The sequence below is a fragment of the Acidobacteriota bacterium genome (genome assembly GCA_016184105.1).
Lineage (GTDB): Bacteria > Acidobacteriota > Vicinamibacteria > Vicinamibacterales > 2-12-FULL-66-21 > JACPDI01.
Window position 1 is genome coordinate 1 of sequence record JACPDI010000066.1, and the last position, 5110, is coordinate 5110.

4 protein-coding genes and 1 other RNA gene are annotated in these 5110 nt (G+C 66.8%); 1 reads left to right on the forward strand and 4 read right to left on the reverse strand.

The features are described from left to right. Together dnaX and ffs are read right to left on the reverse strand one after the other, a co-directional pair. A partial coding sequence (gene dnaX / locus HYU53_19205; GenBank protein MBI2223324.1) for a DNA polymerase III subunit gamma/tau occupies nt 1–1167 on the reverse strand: 1167 nt, incomplete at its 3' end. A gap of 28 nt (nt 1168–1195) precedes the next feature. Continuing rightward, an RNA gene (gene ffs, locus HYU53_19210) (signal recognition particle sRNA small type) lies at nt 1196–1296 on the reverse strand. A gap of 75 nt (nt 1297–1371) precedes the next feature. Between ffs and HYU53_19215 the strand changes: the two genes are divergently transcribed. Further along, complete coding sequence (locus HYU53_19215) at nt 1372–1836, forward strand: hypothetical protein (GenBank protein MBI2223325.1); 465 nt, start codon at nt 1372–1374, stop codon at nt 1834–1836. Nucleotides 1837–1845: 9 nt separating this feature from the next. Here HYU53_19215 and HYU53_19220 read toward each other — a convergent pair whose 3' ends face one another. Continuing rightward, the gene (locus HYU53_19220; protein MBI2223326.1) at nt 1846–2253 is read right to left on the reverse strand and encodes a hypothetical protein; all 408 of its coding nucleotides are present in this window, start codon (nt 2251–2253) and stop codon (nt 1846–1848) included. Between the two features lie 48 nt (nt 2254–2301). Next, nucleotides 2302–4203: a potassium transporter Kup gene (locus HYU53_19225; protein ID MBI2223327.1), complete on the reverse strand. Its 1902-nt coding sequence runs from the start codon at nt 4201–4203 to the stop codon at nt 2302–2304. Nucleotides 4204–5110 lie beyond the last annotated feature (907 nt).

The window sequence follows — 5110 nt, forward strand, 5'->3', positions numbered from 1 at the left end:
AGGCGGAGGCGGGAGGGTCACGCGTGGCGCTCCCCCTTTCAGTCCCGCGATCACGTCGGCCAGCGGCACGAGCTTCCGCAGGTGGATCCACTTGAGCAGCGCCATCTCGAGGTGGTAGCGCGGCTGCGCCGCCCCGCGGATCTCGAACTCGGCGCGCGCGAGCACGTCGAAGGCGCGCATCAGGTCCTCGTAGGAGAATTTCGTCGCGAGATCCTGCAGCCGCGCGCGCTCGCTCTCCTGCGCAATCTCCGGGTCGGCCGCGCGGTTCGGGTCGATCGAGACGACGAGCAGGTCGCGCACCGCGCGCGCCAGCTCGCGGCAGACCTGCCGCAGGTCGTAGCCGGACTCGACGGCGCGTCCCGCCAGCTCGAAGACCGCCGGCCCGTTCTCCGACGCCACGGCGTCCACGATGTCGAGCACCAGGTCGCGGCGCACCAGGCCGAGCACCGCGGTCACGCTTTCGGCGTCCACCGCGCTGCCGGCAAAGCCGACCACCTGGTCGAGCGCGCTCAGCGCGTCGCGCACGCTGCCGTCGGCCGCCCGCGCGATCAGCATGAGCGCCGCCTCGTCCACCTGCAGCGATTCGGCCGCCGCGATCTGCCGGAGCTGGTCGGCGATCAGCTTCAGGCCCACCGACTTCAGCTCGAACACCTGGGACCGCGACTGGATGGTCGCCGGCACCTTGTCGATCTCGGTGGTCGCCATCATGAAGATGACGTGCGGCGGCGGCTCCTCGACCGACTTGAGCAGCGCGTCGAACGCCTGCACCGAGAGCCGGTGCACCTCGTCGATGACGAACACCTTGTAGCGGTTGCGCACGGGCGCGAAGCCGAGGCCTGAGATGATGGTCTCCCGGACCTTGTCCACCTGCGTGTGGGTGGCGGCGTCGATCTCGAGCACGTCCAGGTCGCGCCCCTCGGCGATGTCGAGGCACGGATCGCATTCGCCGCAAGGGTCCGGGGTCGGCCCCTTCACGCAGTTGAGCGCGCGCGCGAGGATGCGCGCCGTGGTCGTCTTGCCGACGCCGCGCGGCCCCGCAAAGACGTACGAGTGCGCGATGCGCCCGCTCTCGATCGCGTTGCGCAGCGTGCGGGTGACTCCCGGCTGGCCGACAACGTCATCGAAGCGGCGGGGCCGCCACTTGCGCGCAAAGACCTGGTAGGACATGGGATTCTTGACGGGCGCCGGGCCCCACCGCGATCCGGATGGCCTGCGGCACATCCGAGGCTCTGCTTAGCGCTGCTGCCTTCCGGCCCTGACGCGGTTCGCAGTCTGGGATTGCACAGGGTCCGGATCGCGGTGCGACCCGGCGAACGCTGGAGCCATCAAGTGTACTCGCCATTCCACGCGCGATCAATGTAGAGTGACCACATGTACCCCGTCCTTATCGTGCTCCACTCGTGGCTGCGCTGGGCCGTCGTGCTGCTCGGGCTCGTGGCCGTGTTTCGTGCGATATCGGGCCGCTCGAGCGGCCGCGCGTGGGGAACGCGGGACGACAGCGCCGGCCGCTTCTACACCATGCTCTTCGACGTGCAGCTCCTCATCGGCCTGCTGCTGTACGTGTTTGCCAGCCCCATCGTCACGATGGCCCGCCAGCACATGGGCGAGTCGATGGCGAACGACGTGACGCGCTTCTGGCTCGTGGAGCACCCCGTCGGCATGATCGTCGCGCTCGCGCTGGCGCACATCGGGCGCGTGCGGGTCGGGAAGGCGGCAACCGATCGCTCGCGGTTCGGTCGCGCCGCGCTGTTCTACGGACTCTCGCTGCTGGTCGCGCTGCTGACCACGCCGTGGCCGGGACTGGCTCACGGGCGGCCGCTCTTCCACTGGTTCTAGAGGGTTCTGCTACTTCCATCCCGTCGACCTGCGCGTGAACCGCGGGGGCAGCGCAGGCTTGCTCTCGGGCGCAGGTTCCGCGTCTCCTGACGCCGCGTCGATCTCTCGCTCGAGGTCCTCGTCGTTCGGGAGCCCCGCGAGCTGATCGACGAACAGCAACGAGTGCTGCGAGGGAATCTCGAACTTCTTTCCGCACGTCTTGCACGTCACCTCGTCGTCCAGGCGCAGGAGGTAATCGCGCAGCTTCGCGAACTTGGCCCGGTCCCGCTCGTCGGCGCCGGCAGGCGGCCGGTCCTTCTTCGAGCGCCTGACCCACCGGATGCTGTACTCGTTCGTCCGGCGGCATTTGGGACACGGATACCGTCCGGGTCGGTTTTCGAACTTTTCGCTGAAGAAGGCGCGTTCGTCGATGGCCATGCGGTAATGGTAGCAATGAATGGCCCCGGCCCGCTCGGCCGGAGCCGCTTATATCTCGATCTGTTCCCCCAGTTCGACGACCCTCTGGGGCGGAATGCCGAAGTAGGCGGTCGCCGTGGTCGCGTTGCGTGACATCAGGGCAAACAGCCGCTCGCGCCACAGCGCCATTCCCGGCCGCCGGGTGGCGATGATCGTTTCACGGCCGAGAAAGTACGTCGTGTCGTGGGGATCCAGCAGCGGCAGCCCGTGCGCCGCGGCCCCCTCGAGCGCGACCGGGATATTCGGCTCCTCCATGAACCCGAAGTGCACCTTGGCGCGATAGAGACCGTCGCCAAGGTTTTCCATCTCGAGGCGCTGTTCTTTCGGGACGTAGGGGACCTGTTGCGTCTTCACGGTCACGAACACGACCCGTTCGTGCAGCACCTTGTTGTGTTCCAGGTTGTGGCGCAGGGCCGCCGGCGTCCTCGACGCCGTGCCGTTCATGAACACTGCCGTGCCGGGCACGCGCGTCACCGGCTGACGCAGGACGTCCTTCAGGAAATCCTCCAGCGGGCGGGCTTCCTCCTGAATGCGCGCGGCAAGCGTGCGCCGTCCGGACTTCCAGGTCGTCATCACCGTGAACACGAGCCCCGCCAGCAGCAGCGGCAGCCATCCTCCCTGCGCGACCTTGATGATGTTCGCCCCGAAGAAGGCGAGGTCGAAGATCAGAAAGATCGCCGCGAGCGCGCCGGCCGTCAGCGCACTCCAGCGCCAGTGCTCGCGTGCCACGATGTACAGGAGCACGGTCGTGATCACCATCGTGGATGTCACCGCCACGCCGTATGCCGCGGCGAGGTTGCTCGACGTGCGAAAACCCAGGACGATGACGATGCAGCCGAGCATCAGCGCCCAGTTGATGCCGGGCATGTAGATCTGCCCGTACTCCCGCGTGGAGGTGTGGTCGATCTTCAGGCGCGGGCTGAACCCGAGCTGCACCGCCTGCATCGTCAGCGAGTAGGCGCCGGAGATGACCGCCTGCGAGGCGATGACGGCCGCGGCGACGGCGAGCACGATCATCGGGTAAATCGCCCATCCGGGCGCGAGCAGGTAGAACGGATTCTCCGCCGCCGCCGGGTTCTCGAGCAGCAGCGCCCCCTGGCCGAAATAGTTCAGGAACAGCGACGGAAGCACCACGGCAAACCAGTCGAGCCTGATCGGCCGCGTCCCGAAGTGGCCCATGTCGGCGTACAGCGCCTCTCCCCCCGTGACGACGAGGAACACGGATCCGAGGACCAGGTATCCGTGCCAGCCCGTATCGGCGAAGAACCGCACGCCGTAGATCGGATTGACGGCCGCGAGGACAGCCGGGTAGCGCGCAATCTGCACGAGACCCAGGACCGCAAGGACCGTGAACCACAACAGCGTCACCGGACCGAACACCGTGCCGACGCCCGCCGTGCCGCGGCTCTGAAAGAGGAACAGCGCGATCACGATCCCGATCGTGATCGGCACCACGTAGGGCTCGAGGCCGGGCGTCGCGACGCTCAGGCCTTCCATCGCGCCGAGCACGGAGATGGCCGGCGTGATGATCCCGTCGCCGTACAGCAGCGCGGCGCCGAAGATGCCGATCAGGACGAGCGCCGATCGCTCGTGCCTGCCCGTCGGCTTGATGGGCGTCGCCAGCGCCGTCAGCGCGAGGATGCCCCCTTCGCCATGGTTGTCGGCGCGCAGCACGAACCCCAGGTACTTGATCGAGATGACGATGGCGAGCGACCAGAAGATCAGGGACAGCACGCCGAGCACGTGGTCGTGTGTCGGCGCCACGCCGTGCGGCCCGTAGAAGCACTCGCGGATCGCGTACAGCGGGCTGGTGCCGATGTCGCCGTACACGACGCCAAGCGTGACGAGGCTGAGCGTGGCGAGATAACGGCCGGTGGGTGACTGGGGCCGCGGCGCGGGCGCCGGTGACATAGTCGGGCCTCGAAGAAGTCGCACGGCTGCTTGGCCCAAAAATAAAGGCCACATCGCGCACGGCGCTGTGGCCCCGAGATGCCAGAAGTGCGCTTCCGTTATACGCCGGCGGGGTTAGCTGACGGGCTTGGACTCGGAAGTGTCCTATGACGCGTTCGGCGCCAATACGCCCCGGACGACTGCGCCTTCGTGTGGGTCCCCCGCTTCCCGCGTGTGGCGCGGGAACTAGGCGTGAATCAAGGTACGCCCGGGCGTGGGCGGTGTCAATGGCTCGGCGCCGCGGGCGCCGTTTCGCCGGAGGGGGAGAGGCTGGATCGCCCTCCGCTCTGCACGCTCGAACGTTTCCCCCTGAGGTGGCCGCAATATCAACCCGGATTCCAATCAGATCCCGGAACGTAACCTCGCCAGAGTGCACTAGCAGGAAATCCTCCGACGGATCTTCCGGCGAATCTTCCGTTGGTTCGTGATCTCTCCGCGGGAAACCATCGGCCTAGAATGCGGGCGAACGTAAACATCCAGAGCCTACTGGCAATACGAGCGTGCGTTGTCTGTTGAGAGAACCGTTTCGCCACGCAAGGCCCGAACAAAGGAGGTCACACCATGCGTCAGAGACTCGCGTGTAAGGTCGCGTGCTTGGTCGGCTCGATCCTCTTCGCGACTACACTCGCCAACGCCTAAATACGCTCAACTGTTCCAACATGCCGATTGGGCTCGTGACGACGCAAATCCGGGAGCACGCCTCGGTGGTCCAGAAACAAGCCACCACGCCCCCTGTGCCAATAATCTCTGAGACAACCTCCCGAGTGAGATTAGTGTAGGGGCGGGGAGGGTTCGATGGATGAATCGTATGCCAGTAGCAGTGGAGATCGACGTGGCGGAGGGGTCGGAGGCGGAGGGAGCCCGGAGG